Below are 24546 nucleotides of genomic sequence, written 5' to 3'. Positions count from 1 at the left end.
AACCCCTGAAGCCGGCGATGCCGGCTTTTTTGTATCGACAAGGTTAATGCGATGAACGATCAACCTGTTGCCGTGACCGTTGAAGCTGGCCTGCGTGCTGAGCAGGATTTGCTGGCCGCAGTGTGTCGAGGTGAGCAAGACCATGGTGTGTTGTTCTGGCGCCCGACTGACCGGGCTTTGGTCATGCCTCGGCGCATGAGTCGCCTGGAGGGCTTCGAGACGGCCTGTGCGGAACTGGCGATTGCCGGCTGGCCGGTATTGTTGCGAGAGACTGGCGGCGAGCCTGTACCGCAATCACCAGCGGTCATCAATATTGCCCTGGTGTATGTTGCGCCGCGCAGTGAGGGTGATCATGGGCGGATCGAAAGCGCCTATGAGCGACTTTGCCAACCCTTGTGCGAGGCCCTGCGTGAGTGGGGCGGGGTTGCTTCGGTCGGAGAGATCGAGGGGGCGTTCTGCGATGGTCGTTACAACGTCAACCTTAATGGTCGCAAACTGGTCGGTACGGCTCAGCGCTGGCGTCAGGGGCTCAATGGCAAGCGGCCTGTCGTGCTGGTGCATGGTGCTCTGCTGTTGGACAACGAGCGCGAAACGATGGTCGCCGCAGTGAACCGGTTCAATGAGTGTTGCGAGCTGGAGCAACGTTGTCTGGCCGATAGCCACATTGCCCTGCACGAAGTGGTACCCGAGGCCCCACTGTTTACACAGTTGGCGCAGGCCTATGGCGCGGTGCTTGCGGGTATCGCGAAAGACTAGCGGGTACCGTAGACCACCATGGTCTTGCCCTTGACCTGAACCAGGCTGCGTTCTTCAAGATCCTTGAGCACGCGGCCGACCATCTCCCGTGAGCATCCGACGATTCGGCCGATTTCCTGGCGGGTTATCTTGATCTGCATACCGTCCGGGTGGGTCATTGCGTCGGGTTGCTTGCATAGCTCCAGCAGGCAGCGGGCTACGCGTCCGGTGACGTCGAAAAAGGCCAGGTCGCCTACCTTGCGAGTCGTGTTACGCAGGCGTTGTGCCATCTGGCTGCCGAGGGCGTAGAGAATGTCCGGGTCCTGGCGGGCCAGCTCGCGAAATTTCTCATAGGTGATTTCGGCCACTTCACATTCGCTTTTGGCGCGTACCCAGGCACTGCGTTGCTGCTCTTTGCCCTCGGGTTCAAAGAGCCCAAGTTCACCAAAGAAGTCGCCACTGTTGAGGTAGGCGATGATCATCTCATGGCCTTCATCATCCTCGATCAGGATGGTCACCGAACCCTTGACGATGTACCACAGGGTATGAGCCTCGTCGCCCGCGCAAATGATGTTGCTCTTGGCAGTGAAATGCCGACGCTGACAATGAGCAAGCAACTTGTCGATGTTCTTGATCTTGGCTGGGAGGTTCAAGGCAACCATGGCTGAATTCCGGAAAGAAGCGATGCGTGGACACTTTTGTAAGTAGCCTGGCTTTTGCGCCAGTGATTTGGCGTCAGCTTATCAGACGCGTGTTCCTGTATCGGCACATTTCCTTGAACGCTTAGCTTTTCCGACGTGCCCGCAGGGTCTAAGCTGGCAGCCTTTTTCATGTTTAATGGAGTCCAGGTATGAAGGCGCGTATCCAGTGGGCTGGCGAAGCCATGTTTCTCGGCGAGTCAGGCAGTGGCCATGTGGTGGTCATGGATGGTCCGCCGGAGAGTGGCGGGCGTAATCTGGGCGTTCGGCCGATGGAGATGCTGCTGCTGGGTCTGGGCGGTTGCAGCAACTTCGATGTGGTCAGCATCTTGAAGAAGTCGCGGCAGGCGGTAGAAAGCTGTGAAGCGTTCCTGGAGGCTGAGCGTGCGAGTGAAGACCCCAAGGTATTCACCAAGATACATCTGCGCTTTGTGGTCAAGGGCCGTGGTTTGAAAGAGGCTCAGGTCAAACGTGCGGTTGAGCTGTCTGCCGAGAAGTATTGCTCGGCTTCGATCATGCTGGGGCGTGCGGGTGTCGAGATTACTCACGCCTATGAAATCGTCGAGCTGGGTTGAGTCGACATTCAACTATCATAAAAGCGGCGCACACTCTGGCAGACCGGGCTTCAGGTCTGCATAATGCGCCCCTTTTTCAGGGCTTTGGCCCTGTCTCGGACCTGCTCCGACCAGACAACCAAAATCGCCATCGCGAAGAGGTGTTAACCGTCCTACGCAGGTGCGTCGTTCGCATCTGACGGGCATGCTTGATCACGCGGCCGGGCCGCACACATATAGAGAGTTTTCAACGGTGAAAAGCAAACTCAAGCTCCACGGGTTCAACAACCTGACAAAGACCTTGAGCTTCAACATCTATGATATCTGCTATGCAGAGTCCCCTCAGGACCTGCAGGCCTACGTCGAGTACATCAACCAAGAGTACGACGCCGAACGCCTGACGCAGATTCTCACCGATGTGGTTGATATCATTGGTGCCAATATCCTGAACATTGCCCGTCAGGATTACGAGCCACAAGGCGCCAGCGTGACCATTCTGATCTCTGAACAACCGGTCACCCCGACCGACAGCCAGATCGAAGAGTCGCCGGGCCCATTGCCAGATACCATTCTGGCCCACCTCGACAAGAGCCATATCACTGTTCACACCTACCCGGAAATTCATCCGGTGGATGGCATCGCTACCTTCCGTGTGGATATCGATGTGTCGACCTGCGGGGTTATTTCACCGCTCAAGGCGCTCAATTACCTGATTCACCAGTTCGATTCGGACATCGTGACTGTGGATTACCGTGTGCGCGGTTTCACCCGTGACATCGAAGGCAAGAAGCACTTCATCGATCACGAGATCAACTCGATCCAGAACTACCTCTCTGAAGATACCAAGTCCGCCTACCAGATGACGGACGTCAATGTGTATCAGGAGAACCTGTTCCACACCAAGATGCTGCTCAAGGACTTCGAACTGGACAACTACCTGTTCGGCGACGCGACCAACAACTTGTCTGCAGAACAGCGCGCGCAGGTGACTGAGCGTGTAAAACACGAAATGCTGGAAATCTTTTACGCTCGCAACATGCCAGCGTAAATTTCCAGGCAAAAAAAGGGGCCCTTGCGAGGGCCCCTTTTTTATTTTCGTCAGTTGCTCCGGTTGTTGCGCTGCATTTAGCGGCGCAATCCGGGCAGAAAATCCACGATGGCAGTTGGCAGCAGGGTACGTAGGGCTGTACTCAAGCGCTCGCGGTGTTTCTGGTAGAACACGCCAAGGCCAATAATCGCGATCCCGATCAGGCTCAGTACCAGCGGGAACAGCAGTGAGTCAGCGAACACATCATAGGACAGGTACCCCAGATAAGCCGCCACACCCAGTGCCCCGAACACCATGAACACGGGGCGGCGCAGCAAAAGAGCAACGGCCATCAAGCCAAGGTTGATCAGGCAGTACATGGCCTTGCCCCATTCGCTGCCGCTGTCCATCAAGGTCAACCCGCCCCAGAAGGCTGAGAGCCCGGCCAGATAGCCCCAGAAGGCATAGTCCTGGCGGCTGCGCCCATCAATCCAGACGCATACCAGCAGCAAGCCGAGGCCGAACCACAGCGAGACTTCTCGACGCTGATCCCAACTGAATCCGTCACCGTAGACCCACTCGGTCAGGTCCATTGACATGAACCAGAGGGCGATCGCCATTGGCATCACGATAAACGGGAAGGGCACCAGGCGCAGCATCAGCAGGCCGGCAACCACTGCCGCAACTTCCATCAACAACCACCCGCCTTGTACATAGCGGTAGTAGTTCTGGTAGTCACCTTGGCTGTCGTCCATGGGCCAGAAACCGCTAAGGCGTTCGAGTGCGAACACTGCCAACGGCACAATGCTCACCGCCACGGCAGCGAGCAGCCCACCAGGGATTACCTGCCCACTGCGGTGCATGGCCTTGCCGGCCAGGGTGAGCAGGGCGATGTAGCTCAGTGCGATCAGCAGCAGGGCGCTGTCACCGATACTCATCCAGGCTTCGGTCAATAGCCAGCCCATGGCGCCCATGATCAGTAGTGCGCCAAAGTAATAGGCGACATGCGCCAGTTGGAAGCTGGCACGCTCTTGCGGTTGCTGCTTGAGAAAGTCCAGTAGGGCCTGATCCTGGCCGGGCTGGAGAATCCCCGCAGCTACGGCACGGGCAAGATCTTGAGCATCGAAGCGGTCAGCCATGATGGTCACATACGGTAGGTGCTTTTAGTCATGACCTTTGCCATAAGGCTCATCCCGAACTTGATCGGCGCAGGGAAGCGGAAGCCCCCAGCGTCCAGTGCGGACTCGGCGTGGTGTGCTTCATCGATGCGCATCTGCTCGAGGATAGCCCGTGATTTCTCATCTTCGGCTGGAATTTGCTCCAGGTGCTCATCCAGGTGCTTGCACACTTGATGCTCGGTAGCTGCGACGAACCCCAGGCTGACTTTGTCGCTGATCAGCCCGGCCACTGCGCCGATGCCGAATGACATGCCATAGAACAACGGGTTTAGCACACTGGGGTGGCTGCCAAGTTGGCGAATGCGCTGTTCGCACCAGGCCAGGTGATCGATTTCTTCTTCGGCTGCATGTTCCATTGCCTTGCGTACCTGCGGCAGCTTTGCCGTCAGTGCCTGGCCTTGATACAGCGCTTGAGCACAGACCTCGCCGGTATGGTTGATGCGCATCAGGCCCGCTACATGGCGCGTTTGTTCGTCGTCCATGTCACTGTCGGGCTGAATGATCGCCGGAGACGGGCGGGAAGGTTGGCCGCTGAAGGGCAGCAAGGTGCGCATGGCAGTGTCGGCCTGCAGCAACAAGCGGTCGAGCGGCAAGTAGTGACGTTCGGTAGCCATCGGGCACCTCCGCAAGAATGTGCCCGATAGTTTACCCCAATCCAGATGACACGGCTTGCGTTGGATCAGCCCGGCGGCCAGTGCATCTGGCGTTGACCGAGCACGTGCATATGGATGTGGTAGACGGTCTGACCGCCCAGCTCATTGCAGTTCATGACCACACGAAAACCGTCTTCGCAGCCCAGTTCTTTGGCCAGGCGCTGAGCGGTGAAGAGGATATGGCCAGCCAGGCCTTTGTCTTCTTCGGTCAGGTCATTGAGGGTGCGGATAGGCTTTTTCGGGATAACCAGAAAGTGTACGGGTGCCTGTGGTGCGATATCGTGGAAGGCCAGAACCTGGTCGTCCTCGTAGATGATCTTGGCCGGGATCTCCCGGTTGATGATCTTGGTGAAGAGAGTCTCCACAACGCTTGCTCCATGGTGGTGGTCTGGCCTGAGTGTACTCAGCGCGGGGCCTGCCGCCCAGCCTCTATTCGATTCTGCTTGGGCGATAGCGTTGGTTGATGGCACCGGCCAGCTTGCGTGTGAGCCAGCGCGAGAGCATTCGCGGGCTGAATGCAAGCCAGCGATTGCGCCGACCGGGAAGGATCAAGGCGCGGTTTTTTTCCAGCGCTCGAACGGTATACAGCGCCACTTCCTCGGCGCTCAGGCAGCGCTTGCTGTTGTCCAGGCGTGGAATACGGCGTCTGGACGAGCGCACCGGGCCGGGGCAGAGGACTGAAACCTTGATGCCGGTGCGCTTGAGTTCTTCGCGTAGCCCTTCGGAGAAGTGCAGAACATACGCCTTGCTTGCGGCATAGCTGCTCATCCAGGGGCCAGGCGCAAACGCCGCGAGGGAGGCAACGTTGAGGATCTGCCCTCCGCCCTGAACCGCCATGGCGTTACCCAGCGCGTGGCAAAGGCGGGTAAGGGCGAGAATGTTCACTTCGATCAGGTCCTGCTCGTCTGCCCATTCCTGAGCGAGGAACGGACCATAGGAGCGGATGCCCGCACAGTTCACCAGCAGATCGATTTGCCGTTCGCCTTCTTCGAGCTCAAGTAGAAAGCCAGACAGACGCAGCGGCTCGCCGAGATCGCAGGCGCGGAAAAGAACTTCTACACCGAAACGTTGAGTCAGTTCGATGGCGACAGGTTCAAGCAGGTCGCGTTGTCGTGCCACCAGAATCAGGTTGCGCCCCCGCCTGGCCAGTGCTTCGGCCAGTGCCAGGCCGAGGCCGCTGGAGGCACCGGTGATCATGGCGTAACGGGTCATGCAGTTCTCCAATCAGGGGGGCGTTGTTCAAGGCGCGTAGTTTACAGGTTGGGGTCGGCGCAGCCACTACCGCTACGTACAGGCGTTGCGCCTGCAGTGCGGGTAGTAGCCGACGAGGTTCGGCTTAGAACGGTTTGACCACCACCAGGATGACGATACCCAGCAGAATCAGCACGGGCACCTCATTGAACCAGCGGTAGTAGACGTGGCTGCGAGTGTTTTCTCCACGTGCAAAACGTTTCAGCTGGGCGCCGCACATATGGTGGTAGCCGGTCAGCAGCACGATAAGTGTCAGCTTGGCGTGCATCCAGCCCTGGCTCATGAAGCCGGGGTTCAAGCTAAGCAGCCAGATGCCAAAGATGAAAGTGGCGATCATCGCCGGCCCCATGATGCCCCGGTACAGCTTGCGCTCCATGGTCACGAAACGTTCCTGGCTGATGCTGTCCTGGCTCTGGGCGTGGTAGACGAAGAGCCGGGGCAAATAGAACAGCCCGGCAAACCAGCACACCACGCTGACGATGTGTAGGGCCTTGATCCATAGATAAAGCATGTTTTGCAGTTCCTTCAGGGTTCACGGTGGTCGGATAGTAGTGGCTGTGGGTGGCCCCCGTCATCTCAACGGTTGTTACCAAAGCGACAGCCCCATATTATCGCTGGCTTTACACTCTACAGTCGGTTCGTTCAGAAGGGGCACGCGTTATGGTCAAGGTCGGTATCGTCGGCGGCACGGGTTACACCGGTGTCGAGCTGCTGCGTCTGTTGGCACAGCATCCACAGGCAGAGGTGGCGGTGATCACATCGCGATCAGAAGCAGGGCTGGCCGTCGCCGACATGTACCCGAACCTGCGCGGCCACTACGATGGCCTTGCCTTCAGCGTGCCCGACAGCAAGGCATTGGCAGCATGCGACGTGGTCTTCTTTGCCACGCCACATGGTGTAGCCCATGCGCTGGCTGGGGAGCTCCTGGCAGCCGGTACCAAGGTGATCGACCTCTCTGCGGACTTCCGTTTGCAGGATGCTGACGAGTGGGCCAAGTGGTATGGACAGCCACACGGTGCACCTGAACTGCTCAAGGATGCGGTCTATGGCTTACCCGAGGTCAACCGTGAGCAGATTCGCCAGGCTCGCCTGATTGCCGTCCCAGGTTGCTATCCAACCGCTACCCAATTGGGATTCCTGCCACTGCTTGAGGCCGGCATTGCTGATACCTCGCGCCTGATCGCCGACTGCAAGTCCGGTGTCAGTGGTGCTGGCCGTGGCGCCAGCGTAGGGTCGCTGTTCTGCGAAGCCGGTGAAAGCATGAAGGCATACGCGGTCAAAGGGCACCGTCACCTTCCAGAAATTAGCCAAGGCTTGCGCCGTGCTGCCGGTGGTGATGTCGGTCTGACCTTTGTGCCGCATCTGACGCCAATGATCAGGGGTATCCACTCGACCCTGTACGCCACCGTTGCCGATACCTCGGTGGACCTGCAGGCGCTGTTCGAAAAACGTTATGCAGATGAGCCGTTTGTCGATGTCATGCCAGCCGGCAGCCACCCGGAAACCCGTAGCGTGCGGGGTGCCAACGTTTGCCGTATTGCGGTTCATCGGCCACAAGGTGGTGACCTGGTCGTAGTGCTCTCGGTCATCGATAACCTGGTCAAGGGCGCGTCGGGTCAGGCGGTACAGAACCTGAACATCCTTTTTGGCCTGGACGAGCGCATGGGTCTGTCTCATGCGGGGCTGTTGCCTTAATCACCTTTCAAGCGCGGGAAACCACACGTGGGAGGCGCTTGCAGTGTCGTTTCACGTGTGGCGTGGGTCTGCTTCAATTCTTGACCAATTTTCTCGGAGAAGCGGATAATGCCTGTCATCACGCATTATGGCGGCACAGCGCCGGGAGATAGTCAGCATGAGCGTCGAATCCTTCACCCCTACGGCTTTGCAATTCACGCAGGGCGCCGCGCACAAGGTGAAGACCCTGGTCGATGAAGAGGGTAATGACCGTCTGAAGTTGCGAGTGTTTCGTAACCGGCGGCGGTTGCTCCGGCTTTCAGTATGGTTTCACCTTTGATGAAGACGTTGCCGAAGACGATACTGTCGTGGAGCGCGAAGGCGTTGCCTTGGTTGTCGATCCGATGAGCTTCCAGTACCTGGCAGGTGCCGAAGTGGATTACCAGGAAGGTTTGGAAGGCTCGCGTTTCGTGATCAAGAACCCTAACGCTACCACCACCTGTGGTTGCGGTTCTTCGTTCTCGATCTAAGGCCGGGTGTTTACTGCTGACGCCGCGCACTTGCGCGGCGTTTTGCTGTGCGCTTCATGCAGGGTAGATAGCGCCAAGTACCCGAGGGCCGCGGGCGCCGGTGACGCTGGGGCGATTGCCCGCAATGCCTTCCAGGCAGCAATGAGCCAACCAGGCGAATGCCATCGCCTCTACCCAGTCCGGATCGACGCCGCAAGCGTCAGTGCTGCTGACCCGCGCACCGGGAAGCAGTTTGGCCAAGCGCTGTATCAGCACGTCGTTGTGCGCGCCGCCCCCGCATACCAACAGTACCTGTGTCCCCGGTTGGGCTGCCTGCAGTGAGTTGATGATGCTTTGTGCGGTCAACTCCAGCAGTGTGGCCTGTACGTCGGCATCGTCGTGGACGGGTTGTGAGCTGAGGTGGTGCTTGAGCCATGGAAGGTTAAACACTTCCCTGCCTGTGCTCTTGGGGCCGGTTCCCGCGAAGAACGGGTCACTGAGCAAGGCAGACAGCAAGCTCGGAATGACCATCCCGCTCGCAGCCCAAGCGCCCCCTGCATCGAAGCTAAGCCCCTTGCGGTCTTGAATCCAGGCGTCCAGCAGTACGTTGCCCGGACCACAGTCAAAGCCTCTGACTGGCATGCCGTGCTCGATCAGGCTGAGGTTGCTGAAACCACCGATATTGAGTACTGCCAGGCGTTCGCCTGGGTGCTCGAACAGCGATTCATGGAAGGCGGGTACCAGAGGGGCGCCCTGGCCGCCTGCGGCGACGTCGCGGCGTCGGAAGTCACTGACGACGCTGATGCCCGTGAGCTCGGCTAGCAGGGCTGGGTTGCCGATCTGCACAGTGAAGCCGCGCGCCGGTTCATGCCGAATGGTCTGGCCGTGGCTGCCAATGGCGCGAATGGCACTGGGTTGCAGGTGCTGAGTACTCAGCAATTGTTGGATTCCGGTCGCTGCCAGTGCCACCCACTCATTTTCGGCAAGTGCTGCCCGGGCGACTTCATCCGGCCCGCTGGCGCACAACGCCAGTAGCGACTGGCGAAGCGTGTCCGGCATGGGGATGTAATGCGTGGCGAGTAGCGTTGGCTTGAGCTGTTGCGCTTGCTCGATCAATGCGATGTCCAGGCCGTCAAGGCTGGTCCCGGACATCACCCCCAGATAGAGAGGCATCGCTTAACGCTTGCTCGAGGCCAGCATGGTGGCCTTTTCCTGGTCCATGCGTGCGATCAGCGGTTGGCTCTGCTGCATGAAGCGTTGGCGTTCAGCCTTGGCAATAGGGTCTGCCATGGGTAGCTTCTGGCCCAGAGGGTCGACGTGGACGCCATTGACCTGGAATTCATAGTGCAGGTGTGGGCCGGTGGAGAGGCCAGTAGTGCCGATATAACCAATCACCTGGCCCTGCTTGACCGAGCCTCCGGTCTTCACGCCTTTTGCGAAGCCCTGCATATGCCCGTAGAGCGTCTGATAGCGGTTACCGTGCTGAATGATGACGGTGTTGCCATAGCCGCCGCGACGCCCTGCCAGAAGCACCTTGCCATCGCCAGCGGCTTTGATTGGCGTCCCACGTGGCGCTGCATAGTCGACGCCTTTGTGCGCGCGAATCTTGTTCAGGATCGGGTGTTTACGCCCAGCAGAGAAGCGCGAGCTAATACGTGCGAAATCAACCGGTGTACGGATGAATGCCTTGCGCATGCTGTTGCCGTCGGCGGTGTAGTAACTGGTGTTGCCCTGCTTGTTGGTATAGCGAACGGCGCTATAGCTCTTGCCGCGGTTGCTGAAGCGGGCGGAAAGGATATTGCCGGTGCCTACGACCTTGCCGTTGACTACCTTCTGTTCATAAATCACATCGAACTCGTCACCCTGGCGAATGTCCTGAGCGAAGTCGATGTCGTAGCCGAAGATACCGGCCATATCCATGGTCAGGCTGTGAGACAGGCCGGCACGTTGTGCTGACGCAGAAAGCGAGCTCTTGATGACGCCGTGCACATAGGCAGTGCGTACAGTCGGTTTGCTGATCTCGCGATTGAACGCATAGCCGTTGCTGGTCTTGGTCAGGCGGATGGTTTCCAGGTCGCTGACCTTGCTGTGCAAACTGGACAGTTGACCGTCCTTGTCCAGTTCAATTTCCAGAACCTGGCCATGTTTGAGCTGGCTGAACTGCTTGGCCTGCTTGTTACTGGCCAGTACCTCATGCACCGCATTGGCTGGCAGGCCGACTTTGTTGAACAGTGTCGACAGCGTATCGCCGCGGCCTACGGTGACTTCGCGGTGGCTAGGCGATTTAGCTGTTTCTGCTGTTTCTGCTGTTGGTGCAGGCTCCGCCTTGGCAGCTTGCTCGTTTTTTTCGTCAGCGTTGTCTATCTGGGCAAACGGTGAGGGTGCAGTCTCTTCGCTGGCCAGCGGTGGCGTTGCTTGTTGTTGCTCAAGCTGCTCGACTGGGCTTTCCAGCTCAAGGTTCAGGGTTGTTTTCTTGGCCTCGACTTCGCTGGATGGGAATACCAGCAAAGCCAGGCTGAGTAAGGCTGCAATGCCGCTCGCAGCCAACAGATGGCTCTTCGGATAAAGCGGAGGCGCTTTAGGCGGTTCGTTGCTCATGGGTAAATTGACTTTGAAAAAGATGAAATGGAAAAGATGAATGACATGATGAAGATGAAATAACTGTATAAAATATAACCAAATCCCTTCCAAAGCAAGCGGGCAGACGTCATCAGTCGGGTGTTGGGTCACATTCAGGCCAAAAACTTGTAATTGACGGCTGATCTTGTATGGTTGGGGCCTTTTAATCTGAGCCTTACGGGTCTGTCATGAAGTCGGTTGAAGAGCAGCTAGAGCTGATCAAACGTGGTGCGGAAGAGGTACTGGTCGAGTCCGAACTGGTCGAGAAGCTCAAGCGCGGTCAGCCGCTGCGGATCAAGGCGGGTTTCGACCCTACCGCGCCTGATCTGCACCTGGGGCATACCGTCCTTATTAACAAGCTGCGTCAGTTCCAGGATCTTGGGCATCAGGTGATCTTCCTGATTGGGGACTTCACCGGGATGATCGGGGATCCGAGTGGCAAGAGTGCTACGCGTCCGCCGCTGACTCGCGAGCAGGTGCTGGAAAATGCCGAGACGTATAAACAGCAGGTGTTCAAGATCCTTGACCCAGCCAAGACAGAAGTTGCATTCAATTCGACCTGGATGGATGCGCTGACCCCGGCTGATTTCATTCGCCTGGCGTCCCAATACACGGTTGCGCGTATGCTGGAGCGGGATGACTTCCATAAGCGCTACACCACCAATCAACCGATCGCGATCCATGAGTTCCTCTACCCGCTGGTGCAGGGGTATGACTCGGTAGCGCTGAAGGCGGATGTTGAACTGGGTGGTACCGATCAGAAGTTCAATCTGCTGATGGGGCGCGAGCTTCAGCGCGGTTACGGTCAGGAACCTCAGAATATTGTCACCATGCCACTGCTTGAGGGGCTTGATGGTGTCAAGAAGATGTCCAAGTCCCTCGGGAACTATGTTGGTATCCAGGAAGCGCCGGGTGTGATGTACAGCAAGCTTGTCTCGATCCCGGACACCTTGATGTGGCGTTACTTCGAGTTGTTAAGCTTCCGGTCCATGGAAGAGATCAATGCATTCCGTGCAGATGTAGAGGCGGGCGCTAATCCGCGGGACATCAAGATCAAGCTGGCTGAAGAGATCGTTGCGCGCTTCCATGGTGAAGAGGCTGCTGCGAACGCGCACCGTGCCGCGGGCAATCGCATGAAGGATGGCGAGTTGCCAGAAGACCTGCCCGAGGTTGTAGTGCCTGCCGATGAAGAGATGCCGATTGCGGCTGTCCTTAATAAGGCTGGGCTGGTCAAGAATGCTGCTGCGGCTCGCGATCTTCTGGCGGCGGGTAGTGTGCGCATTGATGGCGAGGTCGTTGATCGTGGCTTCGTATTCGCGTTGGGCGCCACTCATGTTTGCCAGGCCGGCAAGAAGGCCTTTGCGCGTATTACGCTGAAGGCTGAGTGAGTTTGTAAATAAGGCTTGACGGCGAATTGTAACTGTCTATAATTCGCCCCACTTCCGGCGCAGTCGAAACGGAAAACTCCTTGATAATCAATGAGTTAGACGTTTAGCGATAGTGTCGGAAGTGCTTCGGTCGAATAGATCGGCAGCGGTGAAAAAGGTGGTTGACAGCGAGTTGAAACGCTGTAGAATTCGCCTCCCGCTAACGAGAGATCGAAGCGAGTCAAGTGGTTGAAGTTGAACGGAAAATTCTGAAAAACTTCAAAATAAACGCTTGACAGACACAGAGGAAAGCGTAGAATGCGCGCCTCGGTTGAGACGAAAAGCTCTTAACCAACCGCTCTTTAACAATCGAATCAAGCAATTCGTGTGGGTGCTTGTGAAATCAGACTGATAGTCAAAAAGATTATCAGCATCACAAGTGACTACACGAGAAATCGAAATAGTCATTTGAGATTGCTGAGCCAAGTTTAGGGTTTTCTCAAAACCCAAGCAGTATTGAACTGAAGAGTTTGATCATGGCTCAGATTGAACGCTGGCGGCAGGCCTAACACATGCAAGTCGAGCGGATGACGGGAGCTTGCTCCTTGATTCAGCGGCGGACGGGTGAGTAATACCTAGGAATCTGCCTGATAGTGGGGGACAACGTTTCGAAAGGAACGCTAATACCGCATACGTCCTACGGGAGAAAGCAGGGGACCTTCGGGCCTTGCGCTATCAGATGAGCCTAGGTCGGATTAGCTAGTTGGTGAGGTAATGGCTCACCAAGGCGACGATCCGTAACTGGTCTGAGAGGATGATCAGTCACACTGGAACTGAGACACGGTCCAGACTCCTACGGGAGGCAGCAGTGGGGAATATTGGACAATGGGCGAAAGCCTGATCCAGCCATGCCGCGTGTGTGAAGAAGGTCTTCGGATTGTAAAGCACTTTAAGTTGGGAGGAAGGGCAGTAAGCTAATACCTTGCTGTTTTGACGTTACCGACAGAATAAGCACCGGCTAACTCTGTGCCAGCAGCCGCGGTAATACAGAGGGTGCAAGCGTTAATCGGAATTACTGGGCGTAAAGCGCGCGTAGGTGGTTCGTTAAGTTGGATGTGAAATCCCCGGGCTCAACCTGGGAACTGCATCCAAAACTGGCGAGCTAGAGTAGGGCAGAGGGTGGTGGAATTTCCTGTGTAGCGGTGAAATGCGTAGATATAGGAAGGAACACCAGTGGCGAAGGCGACCACCTGGGCTCATACTGACACTGAGGTGCGAAAGCGTGGGGAGCAAACAGGATTAGATACCCTGGTAGTCCACGCCGTAAACGATGTCAACTAGCCGTTGGAATCCTTGAGATTTTAGTGGCGCAGCTAACGCATTAAGTTGACCGCCTGGGGAGTACGGCCGCAAGGTTAAAACTCAAATGAATTGACGGGGGCCCGCACAAGCGGTGGAGCATGTGGTTTAATTCGAAGCAACGCGAAGAACCTTACCAGGCCTTGACATCCAATGAACTTTCCAGAGATGGATTGGTGCCTTCGGGAACATTGAGACAGGTGCTGCATGGCTGTCGTCAGCTCGTGTCGTGAGATGTTGGGTTAAGTCCCGTAACGAGCGCAACCCTTGTCCTTAGTTACCAGCACGTTATGGTGGGCACTCTAAGGAGACTGCCGGTGACAAACCGGAGGAAGGTGGGGATGACGTCAAGTCATCATGGCCCTTACGGCCTGGGCTACACACGTGCTACAATGGTCGGTACAGAGGGTTGCCAAGCCGCGAGGTGGAGCTAATCTCACAAAACCGATCGTAGTCCGGATCGCAGTCTGCAACTCGACTGCGTGAAGTCGGAATCGCTAGTAATCGCGAATCAGAATGTCGCGGTGAATACGTTCCCGGGCCTTGTACACACCGCCCGTCACACCATGGGAGTGGGTTGCACCAGAAGTAGCTAGTCTAACCTTCGGGGGGACGGTTACCACGGTGTGATTCATGACTGGGGTGAAGTCGTAACAAGGTAGCCGTAGGGGAACCTGCGGCTGGATCACCTCCTTAATCGACGACATCAGCTGCTTCATAAGCTCCCACACGAATTGCTTGATTCATTGAAGAAGACGATTAGGTTAGCAACCTTCGATTGGGTCTGTAGCTCAGTTGGTTAGAGCGCACCCCTGATAAGGGTGAGGTCGGCAGTTCGAATCTGCCCAGACCCACCAATTGCTGGGGCCATAGCTCAGCTGGGAGAGCGCCTGCCTTGCACGCAGGAGGTCAGCGGTTCGATCCCGCTTGGCTCCACCACCCCTCTTGCTTAACCGTGTCAAAGCTTAGAAATGAGCATTCCATTGTGATGATGGTGAATGTTGATTTCTGAACTTTTTCAGAATCGTTCTTTAAAAATTTGGGTATGTGATAGAAATAGACTGAATAGCACTTTCACTGGTGTTTATTCAGGCTAAGGTAAAATTTGTGAGTGTCTCTTAAGTCTTAAGAGTATTGCGAATTTTCGGCGAATGTCGTCTTCACAGTATAACCAGATTGCTTGGGGTTATATGGTCAAGTGAAGAAGCGCATACGGTGGATGCCTTGGCAGTCAGAGGCGATGAAAGACGTGGTAGCCTGCGATAAGCTTCGGGGAGTCGGCAAACAGACTTTGATCCGGAGATCTCTGAATGGGGGAACCCACCTAGGATAACCTAGGTATCTTGTACTGAATACATAGGTGCAAGAGGCGAACCAGGGGAACTGAAACATCTAAGTACCCTGAGGAAAAGAAATCAACCGAGATTCCCTTAGTAGTGGCGAGCGAACGGGGACTAGCCCTTAAGTTGATTTGAGATTAGCGGAACGCTCTGGAAAGTGCGGCCATAGTGGGTGATAGCCCTGTACGCGAAAATCTCTTATCAATGAAATCGAGTAGGACGGAGCACGAGAAACTTTGTCTGAATATGGGGGGACCATCCTCCAAGGCTAAATACTACTGACTGACCGATAGTGAACTAGTACCGTGAGGGAAAGGCGAAAAGAACCCCGGAGAGGGGAGTGAAATAGATCCTGAAACCGTATGCGTACAAGCAGTGGGAGCCTACTTTGTTAGGTGACTGCGTACCTTTTGTATAATGGGTCAGCGACTTATATTCAGTGGCGAGCTTAACCGAATAGGGGAGGCGTAGCGAAAGCGAGTCTTAATAGGGCGTTTAGTCGCTGGGTATAGACCCGAAACCGGGCGATCTATCCATGGGCAGGTTGAAGGTTAGGTAACACTGACTGGAGGACCGAACCGACTACCGTTGAAAAGTTAGCGGATGACCTGTGGATCGGAGTGAAAGGCTAATCAAGCTCGGAGATAGCTGGTTCTCCTCGAAAGCTATTTAGGTAGCGCCTCATGTATCACTGTAGGGGGTAGAGCACTGTTTCGGCTAGGGGGTCATCCCGACTTACCAAACCGATGCAAACTCCGAATACCTACAAGTGCCGAGCATGGGAGACACACGGCGGGTGCTAACGTCCGTCGTGAAAAGGGAAACAACCCAGACCGTCAGCTAAGGTCCCAAAGTCATGGTTAAGTGGGAAACGATGTGGGAAGGCTTAGACAGCTAGGAGGTTGGCTTAGAAGCAGCCACCCTTTAAAGAAAGCGTAATAGCTCACTAGTCGAGTCGGCCTGCGCGGAAGATGTAACGGGGCTCAAACCATGCACCGAAGCTACGGGTGTCACTTAGGTGACGCGGTAGAGGAGCGTTCTGTAAGCCTGTGAAGGTGAGTTGAGAAGCTTGCTGGAGGTATCAGAAGTGCGAATGCTGACATGAGTAACGACAATGGGAGTGAAAAACTCCCACGCCGAAAGACCAAGGTTTCCTGCGCAACGTTAATCGACGCAGGGTTAGTCGGTCCCTAAGGCGAGGCTGAAAAGCGTAGTCGATGGAAAACAGGTTAATATTCCTGTACTTCTGGTTATTGCGATGGAGGGACGGAGAAGGCTAGGCCAGCTTGGCGTTGGTTGTCCAAGTTTAAGGTGGTAGGCTGAGATCTTAGGTAAATCCGGGATCTTAAGGCCGAGAGCTGATGACGAGTGCTCTTTAGAGCGCGAAGTGGTTGATGCCATGCTTCCAAGAAAAGCTTCTAAGCTTCAGATAACCAGGAACCGTACCCCAAACCGACACAGGTGGTTGGGTAGAGAATACCAAGGCGCTTGAGAGAACTCGGGTGAAGGAACTAGGCAAAATGGCACCGTAACTTCGGGAGAAGGTGCGCCGGTGAGGGTGAAGGACTTGCTCCGTAAGCCCATGCCGGTCGAAGATACCAGGCCGCTGCGACTGTTTATTAAAAACACAGCACTCTGCAAACACGAAAGTGGACGTATAGGGTGTGACGCCTGCCCGGTGCCGGAAGGTTAATTGATGGGGTTAGCTAACGCGAAGCTCTTGATCGAAGCCCCGGTAAACGGCGGCCGTAACTATAACGGTCCTAAGGTAGCGAAATTCCTTGTCGGGTAAGTTCCGACCTGCACGAATGGCGTAACGATGGCGGCGCTGTCTCCACCCGAGACTCAGTGAAATTGAAATCGCTGTGAAGATGCAGTGTATCCGCGGCTAGACGGAAAGACCCCGTGAACCTTTACTATAGCTTTGCACTGGACTTTGAATTTGCTTGTGTAGGATAGGTGGGAGGCTTTGAAGCGTGGACGCCAGTTCGCGTGGAGCCATCCTTGAAATACCACCCTGGCAACTTTGAGGTTCTAACTCAGGTCCGTCATCCGGATCGAGGACAGTGTATGGTGGGTAGTTTGACTGGGGCGGTCTCCTCCTAAAGAGTAACGGAGGAGTACGAAGGTGCGCTCAGACCGGTCGGAAATCGGTCGTAGAGTATAAAGGCAAAAGCGCGCTTGACTGCGAGACAGACACGTCGAGCAGGTACGAAAGTAGGTCTTAGTGATCCGGTGGTTCTGTATGGAAGGGCCATCGCTCAACGGATAAAAGGTACTCCGGGGATAACAGGCTGATACCGCCCAAGAGTTCATATCGACGGCGGTGTTTGGCACCTCGATGTCGGCTCATCACATCCTGGGGCTGAAGCCGGTCCCAAGGGTATGGCTGTTCGCCATTTAAAGTGGTACGCGAGCTGGGTTTAGAACGTCGTGAGACAGTTCGGTCCCTATCTGCCGTGGACGTTTGAGATTTGAGAGGGGCTGCTCCTAGTACGAGAGGACCGGAGTGGACGAACCTCTGGTGTTCCGGTTGTCACGCCAGTGGCATTGCCGGGTAGCTATGTTCGGAAGAGATAACCGCTGAAAGCATCTAAGCGGGAAACTTGCCTCAAGATGAGATCTCACTGGAGCCTTGAGCTCCCTGAAGGGCCGTCGAAGACTACGACGTTGATAGGTTGGGTGTGTAAGTGCTGTGAGGCATTGAGCTAACCAATACTAATTGCCCGTGAGGCTTGACCATATAACACCCAAGCAATTTGCGTCGAAATGACCAGATTGCGGTGTTGTGAAGACGAAACGAACCGAAAGTTTGCGACTCACAACTATCACATACCCGATTTGCTGGAACGTCGAAAGACGGTCTGGTGCACAGAATTTCTTGACGACCATAGAGCATTGGAACCACCTGATCCCATCCCGAACTCAGCAGTGAAACGATGCATCGCCGATGGTAGTGTGGGGTTTCCCCATGTGAGAGTAGGTCATCGTCAAGATTAAATTCCGAAACCCCTATCTGCACACGCAGGTAGGGGTTTTGTCTTTGTGGCCTGGAAAACATTGCCAGCAGGGCGGCTGTCGCTATTTCACGTTTGTGGGCTGGCTTGTGGCCTCTAAGCGGCTGGCAGTGTGCGATCCACTCAGGGAGGCCCCTCCATGGCTGGGCTTTCCGGCTCCCAGGTCGTCTCTCGTGGCTACAGATTTCTATGCAAGTCTTCGAGGCATGGCTATCATGCCTGCCTCATTGTGAGTCGAGATTGGCATGCTGAAGTTGTTAAACCTCCTTAAAGATGGCCGGTTTCATTCCGGACAGGCGCTGGGGGCCGCCTTGGGTGTCAGTCGCAGTGCTGTCTGGAAGCAGTTGCAGCACCTTGAGGCTGAGCTGAACTTGCCTATTTATAAAGTCCGCGGTCGCGGTTATCAGCTGGCGACGCCATTGTCCTTGCTGGAACCGGCGGCAATTGCAGAGCGATCTGTCGACGAGTCGTGGCCGGCATTGATTTTCGACTCAATCGACTCGACAAATGCCCAGGCGCTCCGTGAGGTCAATGAGGGGCGAGTTGCTCCTTTTATTGTTCTGGCTGAGCGGCAAACGGCCGGGGCGAGGCCGTCGTGGGCGTAGTTGGGCCAGTCCGTTTGCAGAGAACCTTTATTACAGTCTGGTACTGCGCATAGAGGGTGGTATGCGCCAGTTGGAAGGGCTTAGCCTGGTCGTTGGCTTGGCGGTGATGCGCACGCTACATGCCTATGGTGTCAGTGGCGCAGGTCTTAAGTGGCCAAACGATGTGTTGGTGAATAATCAAAAAATTGCCGGTATCTTGCTAGAACTTGTAGGTGATCCTGCAGATGTTTGCCACGTGGTGATGGGCGTTGGGATCAACGTCAACATGCAGGCCAGCAGTGAAGTGGATCAGCAATGGACGTCCATATGGCGAGAGGTTGGGGAGGTCGTTGATCGCAATCAGCTGGTCGCTCTGCTCAATCAGAACCTGCAGGAAGACCTGGTTCGGCATCGCCAGTCGGGATTTGCAGTATTCCAGGGTGAGTGGGAGAAGGCGCACCTCTGGCAAGGTCGCGCGGTATCGCTTATTGCAGGTAATCATCAGGTCGATGGTGTGGTGAGAGGCATTGATCGTCAGGGGGCTCTGCGTCTTGAGGTCGATGGTGTTGAAAAGAGCTTTAGTGGCGGAGAGCTCAGTTTGAGGTTGCGCGATGATTCTTGAGCTCGATTGCGGTAACAGCTTTATCAAATGGCGAATCATTCGCTCTGAGGATGCCTCGATAGTCGCTGGTGGCGTCGTTGAGTCCAATGAAGCATTGATTGCCTCGATCCATGCAGTTCCAGGTAGCGCCCCTCGATGCTGTCGCTTGGTCAGTGTCAGGGGAGAGGATGAGACAGCAGGACTGCGTGCAGCTCTGGTTGAGCAGTTCGGTCTGCTGGTTGTTAGTGCTGAGCCAGCGAAAGAGTTGGCCGGGGTTCGTAATGGCTATGATGATTTCCAGCGATTGGGGTTGGATCGTTGGTTGGCGCTTTTGGGTGGCTATCATCTGGCCAAGGGTGCTTGTGTGGTTATCGACTTCGGTACAGCGGTAACGGCCGACTTTGTCGCGGCTGACGGGGCGCATCTTGGGGGGTTTATTTGCCCTGGGTTGCCGCTGATGCGTAATCAGCTGCGCACCCATACCCGTCGTATCCGTTATGACGACGCCGCAGCAGAGCGTGCGCTCTCAAGCGTGGAGCCTGGGCGTTCTACTGTCGAAGCGGTTGAGCGCGGCTGTCTGTTAATGCTCCAAGGGTTCGTATTGACACAGGTAGAGCAGGCTCGCTCGCTTTTTGGAGAGGCATTTACACTGTTCCTCACGGGTGGTGATGCGCCCCTGGTTCATCAGGTGGCTCCGTGTGCTCGCGTGGTGCCGGATCTAGTGTTTGTTGGTCTGGCGATAGCCTGCCCCCTGGATTGAGGTATCTATGCGCTGGTTGTTTCTTCTCTTAGTGGTGCTCAATGCTGTTTATTACGTCTGGCATCAGCAAGAAGCGCCTTTGAAGGCAAAGGAGGTAGCCCCGCTGTCTTTGTATAAAGGCAGTCAGCAGGGTATTCGCCTTTTGAGTGAGTCGGGCGCTGGAGGGCGCAGCGCGCAGCATGCTGAAGATTGTCTCTACATCGGTGGCCTTGCCAAGGTTGAGCAATTGAATGCGCTTCGTCAGCGCTTGGTTTCGTTGGATGTGGCGACTGCACAGGTAGTTGGGGCGCTGGGTGACAGCCCGGGATTCTGGCTGCAGGTGGCGCCCCAAAGCCGACGTTTACTGGACGAAGCGCTGCTCGCGACACTTTCCCATGATTTCAAAGACTTAAAACATAAAATAATGTTGTGCGAGGGTATTGCAACTGCTGAATAGCTTGATAGAATGGCGCCCGCTTCACAGGGAACACCACTAGTTGGAAAGCCTGTGTAGCAACTGTCAAATTAGCTAACCTCAAGATTTTAATGAGAAAAAGCTTGACAGGAAGGCAGCAAGAGTTGAAAATGCTGCCCACGTTCAGGAGGGGTTCCCGAGCGGCCAAAGGGATCAGACTGTAAATCTGACGTCTACGACTTCGAAGGTTCGAATCCTTCCCCCTCCACCAGTTTAGCGAGAGCTGCAAGCTCCGCGGGTATAGTTTAGTGGTAGAACCTCAGCCTTCCAAGCTGATGATGCGGGTTCGATTCCCGCTACCCGCTCCAGGTTTGCTGTTTTTGCAAAGTGTAAGGCTCTTGTAGCTCAGTTGGTAGAGCACACCCTTGGTAAGGGTGAGGTCAGCGGTTCAAATCCGCTCAAGAGCTCCATATTAACAAGGCAGATATGAAAATATCTGCCTTTGTTTTAATGGTTGGCGTGACTAGTTAAATTCTTCTGCGGGGGACAGTCTCGATGGCTAAGGAAAAGTTCGAACGTAACAAGCCGCACGTGAACGTAGGCACTATTGGTCACGTTGACCATGGTAAGACCACGTTGACTGCTGCGCTGACTCGCGTTTGCTCCGAAGTTTTCGGTTCGGCTAAAGTCGATTTTGATAAGATTGACAGCGCTCCAGAAGAAAAAGCTCGCGGTATCACCATTAACACCGCGCACGTCGAGTATGACTCTAATATTCGTCACTATGCTCACGTTGATTGTCCTGGTCACGCTGACTATGTGAAGAACATGATTACCGGTGCTGCCCAGATGGACGGCGCTATCCTGGTTTGCTCGGCCGCTGATGGTCCGATGCCGCAAACCCGTGAGCACATCCTGCTGTCCCGTCAGGTAGGCGTTCCCTACATTGTGGTCTTCCTGAACAAGGCTGACCTGGTAGACGACGCAGAGCTGCTGGAACTGGTTGAAATGGAAGTTCGCGATCTGCTGTCCACCTACGACTTCCCGGGTGACGACACTCCGATCATTATCGGTTCTGCTCGTATGGCCCTGGAAGGCAAAGACGACAACGAGATGGGTACCACTGCTGTCAAAAAGCTGGTCGAAACTCTGGATAGCTACATTCCAGAGCCAGAGCGCGCCATCGACAAGCCGTTCCTGATGCCAATCGAAGATGTATTCTCGATTTCGGGTCGTGGTACTGTTGTTACCGGTCGTATTGAGCGTGGTATCGTACGTGTTCAAGACGCTCTGGAAATCGTTGGACTGCGTGACACCGCTACCACCACTTGCACTGGTGTCGAGATGTTCCGCAAGCTGCTCGACGAGGGTCGTGCTGGCGAGAACTGCGGCGTTCTGCTGCGTGGTACCAAGCGTGACGACGTTGAGCGTGGTCAGGTTCTGGTTAAGCCAGGTTCGGTTAAGCCGCACACCAAGTTCACCGCAGAAGTTTACGTTCTGAGCAAGGAAGAAGGCGGCCGTCATACTCCGTTCTTCAAGGGCTACCGTCCACAGTTCTACTTCCGTACTACTGACGTGACTGGTAACTGCGAGCTGCCAGAAGGCGTTGAAATGGTAATGCCAGGTGACAACATCCAGATGACTGTCACTCTGATCAAAACCATCGCAATGGAAGATGGTCTGCGCTTCGCTATCCGTGAAGGCGGTCGTACCGTCGGCGCTGGTGTGGTTGCAAAGGTTCTCGAATAAGTAGTTGATTTATTTCTATCGGGCCGGCATAATGGTCGGCCTGATTAAGCTTTTAGGTCAGTAGCTCAATTGGCAGAGCGACGGTCTCCAAAACCGTAGGTTGGGGGTTCGATTCCCTCCTGACCTGCCAGATTCACCTCGTGTGTCTGGCTTTCTTTTCACAGGATCCTCCTAGATGACTTCCAAGTCTGAAGCCCAAGACTCTCGTTTTGATCTGCTCAAGTGGCTTGCTGTTGTCGCTTTGGTGATCGTAGGCGTTGTTGGTAACCAATACTACAGCGCATCCCCGATTCTGTACCGCGTAATCGCGCTCCTTGTTCTTGCTGCTGCTGCTGCCTTCGTTGCGCTGCAGACGGCTAAGGGTAAGTCGTTTTTTGCGCTGGCTAAGGAAGCTCGTACCGAGATTCGTAAAGTTGTATGGCCAACCCGCCAAGAAACCACTCAGACCACCCTTATCGTAGTGGCGGTCGTTCTGGTTATGGCGCTGCTGTTGTGGGGGCTTGATTCCCTGCTCGGTTGGTTGATTTCGTTGATTGTCGGCTAAGGGTGTCCCGTGGCTAAGCGTTGGTACGTCGTGCATGCTTACTCGGGTTACGAGAAGCATGTCATGCGCTCGTTGATCGAGCGCGTAAAACTGGCTGGCATGGAAGACGGTTTCGGCGAAATTCTGGTCCCGACCGAAGAAGTGGTCGAGATGCGCAATGGCCAGAAGCGCAAGAGCGAGCGTAAGTTCTTTCCAGGCTACGTATTGGTTCAGATGGATATGAACGAAGGGACTTGGCACTTGGTCAAGGATACCCCTCGCGTCATGGGCTTCATCGGTGGTACAGCAGATAAACCTGCGCCTATCACTGATAAAGAAGCAGAAGCGATTCTCCGTCGTGTTGCTGATGGCAGCGACAAACCGAAGCCGAAGACGTTGTTTGAGCCGGGCGAGGTCGTTCGTGTCATCGACGGTCCGTTCGCTGATTTCAACGGCACTGTCGAAGAAGTTAACTACGAGAAGAGCAGGCTGCAGGTCGCAGTGCTCATTTTCGGACGCTCTACTCCGGTGGAGCTCGAGTTCAGTCAGGTCGAGAAGGTCTAACTGAACCCAGCATCCCATACCCCGCAGCCTTGTGCTGCGGGGTTTTGTCGTCACTGGGATAAAACGTAAGTAATCCGGGGAGCCATCAGGCGTTCGTACCCGATATTGGAGTAGCTCATGGCTAAGAAGATTCAGGCTTACATCAAGCTGCAAGTAAAGGCCGGCCAGGCCAACCCAAGCCCACCCGTTGGTCCTGCACTGGGTCAACACGGTGTGAACATCATGGAATTCTGCAAGGCCTTCAACGCCCGTACTCAGGGTCAAGAGCCAGGTCTGCCGACTCCAGTGATCATCACTGTTTACAGTGACCGCAGCTTCACCTTCGAAACCAAGAGCACCCCTGCTTCGGTTCTGCTGAAGAAAGCAGCTGGCCTGACCAGCGGTTCGGCTCGTCCGAACACTGTCAAGGTTGGTACTGTGAACCGCGCTCAGCTGGAAGAGATCGCAAAAGCTAAGAAAGCTGATCTGACTGCCGCTGACCTGGAAGCAGCCGTGCGTACCATCGCCGGTTCTGCTCGCAGCATGGGCCTCAACGTGGAGGGTGTGTAATGGCTAAGCTGACCAAGCGCCAAAAGGCCATCGCTTCGAAGGTTGAAGCTGGCAAAGTTTACAACTTTGAAGACGCAGCAGCTCTGCTGGCCGAACTGTCCACCGTGAAGTTCAGCGAGTCCTTCGACGTTGCAGTCAACCTCGGTGTTGACCCGCGTAAATCTGACCAGGTTGTTCGCAGCGCAACTGTGCTGCCGCACGGCACTGGCAAGACCGTACGCGTAGCTGTCTTCACTCAGGGTCCAGCTGCTGAGGCCGCTCTGGCTGCCGGCGCTGACCGTGTAGGTATGGACGATCTGGCTGCCGAAATGAAAGGCGGCGATCTGAACTATGACGTCGTTATTGCCTCCCCGGACGCAATGCGTGTTGTAGGTCAGTTGGGTCAGGTACTGGGTCCTCGCGGCCTGATGCCAAACCCGAAGGTTGGTACTGTAACTCCAGACGTAGCTACCGCGGTTAAAAACGCCAAGGCTGGTCAGGTTCGTTATCGCACCGACAAAAACGGCATCATCCACACCTCCGTTGGCAAAGTCGGCTTTGATGCTGTCAAGCTGAAGGAAAACGTTGAAGCCCTGATCGCTGATCTGAAGCGTATCAAGCCAGCTTCTTCGAAAGGTATCTACGTCAAGCGCGTTACCCTGAGCACCACTATGGGCCCAGGTCTGGTCATCGATCAGAGCTCGCTGAGCGCGTAAGACATCGGTGGGTGCGAGCGATCGCGCCCGCTTTGCAAAATTGGGGTCCCTGCCTGGCGGGGGCTATCCAAGACCGTAGGCGACGCAAGTCTTAAACCTCAAGCCTACGCAGATGGTGCTCCCGATTCCTTACCGAATCAGACACC

At 55.5% G+C, this 24546-nt stretch carries 20 protein-coding genes, 6 tRNA genes, 3 rRNA genes and 2 pseudogenes; 23 read left to right on the top strand and 8 right to left on the bottom strand.

Annotated features, from left to right (window positions below; genetic code table 11):
• Positions 1-51: 51 nt before the first annotated feature.
• Positions 52-756 (top strand): lipoate--protein ligase family protein, encoded by a 705-nt coding sequence (locus ACZ9H3_RS13280; protein WP_476221062.1) that lies wholly within the window; start codon positions 52-54, stop codon positions 754-756.
• Here the strand turns inward: ACZ9H3_RS13280 and crp are convergent.
• Positions 753-1397: a cAMP-activated global transcriptional regulator CRP gene (gene crp, locus ACZ9H3_RS13275; RefSeq protein WP_065759012.1), complete on the bottom strand. Its 645-nt coding sequence runs from the start codon at positions 1395-1397 to the stop codon at positions 753-755. The genes ACZ9H3_RS13280 and crp overlap by 4 nt on opposite strands.
• Before the next feature lie 188 nt (positions 1398-1585).
• Between crp and ACZ9H3_RS13270 the strand changes: the two genes are divergently transcribed.
• Positions 1586-2008: an OsmC family protein gene (locus ACZ9H3_RS13270; RefSeq protein WP_065759011.1), complete on the top strand. Its 423-nt coding sequence runs from the start codon at positions 1586-1588 to the stop codon at positions 2006-2008.
• A 232-nt stretch (positions 2009-2240) separates the two neighbouring features.
• The gene (speD, locus tag ACZ9H3_RS13265; protein WP_330522809.1) at positions 2241-3035 is read left to right on the top strand and encodes an adenosylmethionine decarboxylase; all 795 of its coding nucleotides are present in this window, start codon (positions 2241-2243) and stop codon (positions 3033-3035) included.
• A gap of 77 nt (positions 3036-3112) precedes the next feature.
• Here speD and ACZ9H3_RS13260 read toward each other — a convergent pair whose 3' ends face one another.
• The 5 genes from ACZ9H3_RS13260 to hemJ all read right to left on the bottom strand — a co-directional run bounded on the left by ACZ9H3_RS13260 (position 3113) and on the right by hemJ (position 6607).
• Positions 3113-4153 carry a DUF2157 domain-containing protein gene (locus ACZ9H3_RS13260; protein ID WP_476221059.1) on the bottom strand — a complete coding sequence of 347 codons (1041 nt, stop codon included), beginning with the start codon at positions 4151-4153 and terminating at the stop codon, positions 3113-3115.
• 5 nt (positions 4154-4158) lie between these two features.
• Positions 4159-4806, bottom strand: coding sequence for a 2-polyprenyl-3-methyl-6-methoxy-1,4-benzoquinone monooxygenase (gene coq7 / locus ACZ9H3_RS13255; protein ID WP_476221058.1), 648 nt, complete (start codon positions 4804-4806; stop codon positions 4159-4161).
• 65 nt (positions 4807-4871) lie between these two features.
• Entirely contained in the window at positions 4872-5210 is a 339-nt protein-coding gene (locus tag ACZ9H3_RS13250) for a histidine triad nucleotide-binding protein (protein ID WP_028942126.1), read from the bottom strand.
• A gap of 64 nt (positions 5211-5274) precedes the next feature.
• Positions 5275-6057, bottom strand: a complete 783-nt coding sequence (locus ACZ9H3_RS13245) for an SDR family NAD(P)-dependent oxidoreductase (RefSeq protein ID WP_065759008.1) — start codon at positions 6055-6057, stop codon at positions 5275-5277.
• A gap of 124 nt (positions 6058-6181) precedes the next feature.
• Entirely contained in the window at positions 6182-6607 is a 426-nt protein-coding gene (hemJ, locus tag ACZ9H3_RS13240) for a protoporphyrinogen oxidase HemJ (RefSeq protein ID WP_065759007.1), read from the bottom strand.
• 149 nt (positions 6608-6756) lie between these two features.
• On the opposite strand from hemJ, the gene argC reads away from it, so the two are divergent.
• Together argC and erpA are read left to right on the top strand one after the other, a co-directional pair.
• Positions 6757-7791, top strand: coding sequence for an N-acetyl-gamma-glutamyl-phosphate reductase (argC, locus tag ACZ9H3_RS13235; RefSeq protein ID WP_065759006.1), 1035 nt, complete (start codon positions 6757-6759; stop codon positions 7789-7791).
• A 157-nt stretch (positions 7792-7948) separates the two neighbouring features.
• A pseudogene (gene erpA / locus ACZ9H3_RS13230) lies at positions 7949-8300 on the top strand (iron-sulfur cluster insertion protein ErpA).
• A 54-nt stretch (positions 8301-8354) separates the two neighbouring features.
• Here the strand turns inward: erpA and ACZ9H3_RS13225 are convergent.
• Entirely contained in the window at positions 8355-9452 is a 1098-nt protein-coding gene (locus tag ACZ9H3_RS13225) for an anhydro-N-acetylmuramic acid kinase (protein ID WP_476221054.1), read from the bottom strand.
• A 3-nt stretch (positions 9453-9455) separates the two neighbouring features.
• Positions 9456-10877 (bottom strand): peptidoglycan DD-metalloendopeptidase family protein, encoded by a 1422-nt coding sequence (locus ACZ9H3_RS13220; RefSeq protein WP_102052153.1) that lies wholly within the window; start codon positions 10875-10877, stop codon positions 9456-9458.
• A gap of 209 nt (positions 10878-11086) precedes the next feature.
• Between ACZ9H3_RS13220 and tyrS the strand changes: the two genes are divergently transcribed.
• The 18 genes and pseudogenes from tyrS (at position 11087) to rplA (ending at position 24400) form a co-directional block, all read left to right on the top strand.
• Positions 11087-12286 (top strand): tyrosine--tRNA ligase, encoded by a 1200-nt coding sequence (gene tyrS, locus ACZ9H3_RS13215; protein WP_409279008.1) that lies wholly within the window; start codon positions 11087-11089, stop codon positions 12284-12286.
• A 497-nt stretch (positions 12287-12783) separates the two neighbouring features.
• Positions 12784-14320 (top strand): 16S ribosomal RNA (locus ACZ9H3_RS13210).
• Positions 14321-14404: 84 nt separating this feature from the next.
• Positions 14405-14481, top strand: a tRNA-Ile gene (locus tag ACZ9H3_RS13205).
• A gap of 6 nt (positions 14482-14487) precedes the next feature.
• Positions 14488-14563 (top strand) — tRNA-Ala (locus tag ACZ9H3_RS13200).
• 253 nt (positions 14564-14816) lie between these two features.
• Positions 14817-17707: ribosomal RNA gene (locus tag ACZ9H3_RS13195) — 23S ribosomal RNA — on the top strand.
• Between the two features lie 137 nt (positions 17708-17844).
• Positions 17845-17960, top strand: a 5S ribosomal RNA gene (gene rrf, locus ACZ9H3_RS13190).
• Together the 16S, 23S and 5S rRNA genes with 2 tRNA genes alongside form the textbook arrangement of a ribosomal RNA operon.
• Before the next feature lie 266 nt (positions 17961-18226).
• Positions 18227-19187, top strand: a pseudogene (gene birA / locus ACZ9H3_RS13185) (bifunctional biotin--[acetyl-CoA-carboxylase] ligase/biotin operon repressor BirA).
• Positions 19177-19926: a pantothenate kinase gene (locus ACZ9H3_RS13180; protein ID WP_102051730.1), complete on the top strand. Its 750-nt coding sequence runs from the start codon at positions 19177-19179 to the stop codon at positions 19924-19926. The pseudogene birA and the gene ACZ9H3_RS13180 overlap by 11 nt, the downstream one beginning before the upstream one ends.
• 7 nt (positions 19927-19933) lie before the next feature.
• Positions 19934-20362: a hypothetical protein gene (locus ACZ9H3_RS13175; RefSeq protein ID WP_476221051.1), complete on the top strand. Its 429-nt coding sequence runs from the start codon at positions 19934-19936 to the stop codon at positions 20360-20362.
• Positions 20363-20506: 144 nt separating this feature from the next.
• Positions 20507-20591: transfer RNA gene (locus ACZ9H3_RS13170), tRNA-Tyr, on the top strand.
• A gap of 23 nt (positions 20592-20614) precedes the next feature.
• Positions 20615-20688 (top strand) — tRNA-Gly (locus ACZ9H3_RS13165).
• 26 nt (positions 20689-20714) lie between these two features.
• Positions 20715-20790: transfer RNA gene (locus ACZ9H3_RS13160), tRNA-Thr, on the top strand.
• An 85-nt stretch (positions 20791-20875) separates the two neighbouring features.
• Entirely contained in the window at positions 20876-22069 is a 1194-nt protein-coding gene (gene tuf, locus ACZ9H3_RS13155; protein ID WP_102051728.1) for an elongation factor Tu, read from the top strand.
• A gap of 54 nt (positions 22070-22123) precedes the next feature.
• Positions 22124-22199, top strand: a tRNA-Trp gene (locus tag ACZ9H3_RS13150).
• 45 nt (positions 22200-22244) lie between these two features.
• On the top strand, positions 22245-22613 hold the full coding sequence (gene secE / locus ACZ9H3_RS13145; protein WP_476221049.1) for a preprotein translocase subunit SecE: 369 nt from the start codon (positions 22245-22247) through the stop codon (positions 22611-22613).
• A 9-nt stretch (positions 22614-22622) separates the two neighbouring features.
• Positions 22623-23156 carry a transcription termination/antitermination protein NusG gene (nusG, locus tag ACZ9H3_RS13140; RefSeq protein ID WP_065761373.1) on the top strand — a complete coding sequence of 178 codons (534 nt, stop codon included), beginning with the start codon at positions 22623-22625 and terminating at the stop codon, positions 23154-23156.
• Positions 23157-23273: 117 nt separating this feature from the next.
• Entirely contained in the window at positions 23274-23705 is a 432-nt protein-coding gene (rplK, locus tag ACZ9H3_RS13135) for a 50S ribosomal protein L11 (RefSeq protein WP_065761372.1), read from the top strand.
• Positions 23705-24400, top strand: coding sequence for a 50S ribosomal protein L1 (rplA, locus tag ACZ9H3_RS13130; protein WP_065761371.1), 696 nt, complete (start codon positions 23705-23707; stop codon positions 24398-24400). Before rplK ends, rplA begins: the two co-directional genes overlap by 1 nt.
• Positions 24401-24546 lie beyond the last annotated feature (146 nt).

Source organism: Pseudomonas sp. TE3910 (assembly GCF_056279025.1).
The sequence above is the reverse complement of the archived record's forward strand: the minus strand, read 5'-3'. Positions and strand labels throughout refer to the sequence as shown.